Annotated in this window: 2 protein-coding genes and 1 pseudogene; 1 reads left to right on the forward strand and 2 read right to left on the reverse strand. The window is 65.0% G+C overall.

Features of this window, described 5'->3' with window-relative positions; all coding sequences use genetic code 11:
* Positions 1 to 45: 45 nt before the first annotated feature.
* A complete protein-coding gene (locus ACRDUX_RS32585) occupies positions 46 to 846 on the reverse strand; it encodes an alpha/beta hydrolase (RefSeq protein WP_526420280.1) in 801 nt (266 codons plus the stop codon).
* 154 nt (positions 847 to 1,000) lie between these two features.
* Here ACRDUX_RS32585 and ACRDUX_RS32590 point away from each other — a divergent pair, with 154 nt between their 5' ends.
* Positions 1,001 to 1,756, forward strand: coding sequence for an alpha/beta fold hydrolase (locus tag ACRDUX_RS32590; protein WP_526420281.1), 756 nt, complete (start codon positions 1,001 to 1,003; stop codon positions 1,754 to 1,756).
* Here the strand turns inward: ACRDUX_RS32590 and ACRDUX_RS32595 are convergent.
* Positions 1,757 to 2,429, reverse strand: a pseudogene (locus ACRDUX_RS32595) (hypothetical protein); the annotation flags it as partial.

Raw genomic sequence — 2,429 nt, forward strand, 5'->3', positions numbered from 1 at the left:
CCGAGACCTGATGGCTGGCGGTGCGGCGGCGGACCGGGGGCTTGGTCATGCCCGCGCGGCGACCTCGCGGTGGGCCATCCAGGACAGGGTGACGTCGGCGACGTCGCTCCACCCGCGATCGATGGTCAGCGAGTGTCCGCGGCCCTCGAACTCGTGGAAGTCGGTGATGGCGTCGGACTTCTTGTACAAGCCGTAGGCGGCTTTCGCGCTTACGAAGGGCACGGTGTGGTCCTCGGTACCGGCGGTGATCAGCAGCGGTCCTCTCGTGTCGTTGGCGGTGTCGACCTTGGCCGGCGAGCCGGGAGAGAAGTTCGCGGCGGCGGCTTGGAACAGCGGCTTGCCCGGTGACGGAATGGACCAGCGCTCCCAGAGGGCGTCGGACTCTGCCACGTCCAACGCGTTACCGAAACCGTAGCGCCATTGCGCTTGGGTCAGTCCCTTGGCGCGTCCTCGATTGAGGGGATTTCCCAGGACCGGAAAGGCCGAGCGTAGCTGAGCGATGGGGAGCGGCTTGACGCCCTTGATCGGGGCGGGGTCGATGGCGACCGCTGCGGCGGCCTTGTTCTGTCCCAGCAGTTTTTGGGCGACGAGACCGCCGAAGGAATGCCCGATCACCACCGGTGGGGTGTCGAACTGTTCAAGGATGTTGGCGAAGTACTCGGTCAGCTCGTCGATCCCGATACCCGCTTGGTCAGTGGGGTTGAGGCGGGTCTCCTTCGTGGTGGCGTATTCGCCCGGCCAAGCCGGGGCGATGGCGTGATGGCCTTGGGCGGCGAAACGTTCGATCCACGGCTGCCAGGCGGTGTGTGAGATCCACAGCCCATGGATGAAGACGACGTTGGTCATGGCAATTCCTATCTTCCTTATGGAACGATGTTACATAAGCATCGCAATGCCAAGAACGGCGTCCGCGGGGAAAATATTTCCCAGGTGCTGGCGCGAGGGATTCTCAAAGCCTCGCCGGCCACCGGATTGAAGCCAGATGCAAAAGGAGATACGCGTGACTGTATGCCTCGTCCACGGCAACCCCGAGACAGCTGCCGTCTGGGAAAGGCTGGCTCCGCTCCTCGCTCGCGGTCCGGTAGTGCGCCTGTCCCCGCCGGGTTTCGGCGCCCCCGTGCCCCCGCGGTTCACCGCGACGGTTGAGGAGTACCGCCGCTGGCTGGTCGCCGAGTTGGAGCGCTTCGAGCAACCTGTCGACCTGGTGGGTCACGATTGGGGCGGTGCCCACGTAGTGAATGTCGCGATGACCCGGCCGGACCTGGTTCGCAGTTGGGTATGCGACGTCATCGGCCTCTTCGACCAGGACTACCAGTGGCACGATCTCGGACAGGTGTGGGCGACCCCGGGTGCCGGCGAGGACGCGATAGCGGCGATGATCGACCCGCCCGTCACAGAACGCGCTGCGGCCCTTGTGGAGAAGGGGATGCACGAAGACGTCACCCTGCCTGTCGCCGAGGGGCAGAACGCCGCCATGGGCGAGTGCATCCTTCGCCTGTACCGCGACGCCGCCCAGCCGGCCATGGCCAGGCTCGGCCGCAATCTCGAGCGAGCTGCCACACGGCCAGGCCTGTCGATCATGGCCACCGAGGACCACTTAGCCGGCACCGACGAACAGCGTCGCCGCGCAAGCACCCGCGCCGGCGCTGAGATCGCAGGCCTCGAGGGCCTAGGTCACTGGTGGTTCACGCAAGACCCACAACTGGGCGCCGCGACCATCAACCGCTGGGCAGGACTAGAAGATCACGATCGGTAGCTAGCTCGCTGCGGGTATCGTCGCCGCCAATTCGCTGCGTTCCTCCAGCCAGATTCCTGCTGGCGCGCAGGGCAGGCCCACGTCCTTGAGAGTCAGGATGCCTGCTGGTGCGGCGGCGACGTTGAGCGCGGCGCTGACCGCTGGCATTGCGGTCATGATGTCCCACTCGTGGTTTCCCCAGTGTTCGGGTGGGATGAAGCGGATGCGGGTCTGCACTTCGGGTTCGCCCTTGATGACGACGTGATAGTGGTCGTCGTCGAATTCCCAGTCTCCGTTGAGCTTCTTGGTGAGGTACCAGGCGACGTTGGATTGGACGACGGTCTTGCCATCGACGTTGCCGTTCCACCCCGCGCGGATCGCGGCGATGGTGTCCTTCTTCATCTGGAGCCAGCCGAGATCGACGTCCTCCGACGCGGTCTGGTGTTCGATGAAGAACTCCATGTCGTCGAGCTCGTAGTGCAGCGCGACCGCCATGCGCCCGACGGAGTCGCGAAACGTGCTGAGCCACAGTTTGGCCATCTCGAGCACGTCGGGTGTCGCCTCCGGCAGCGAGAAGCCCAGTGCCTGCCAGGTTTCGGCGGACTCGTAGACCGAGACGTCAGCCGACTCGAAGATCGACACCTGCTGGACGTCGCGACAGATGGCGGTCATCGCCGTCACCATGGTGTTGATC

The organism is Mycobacterium sp. (assembly GCF_050701675.1).
Classification (GTDB): Bacteria; Actinomycetota; Actinomycetes; order Mycobacteriales; family Mycobacteriaceae; genus Mycobacterium.

Coding starts and splice junctions, on each gene's coding strand:
- ACRDUX_RS32585 (WP_526420280.1), bottom strand. CDS start 846: ATGACCAACGTCGTCTTCATCCATGGGCTGTGGATCTCACACACCGCC.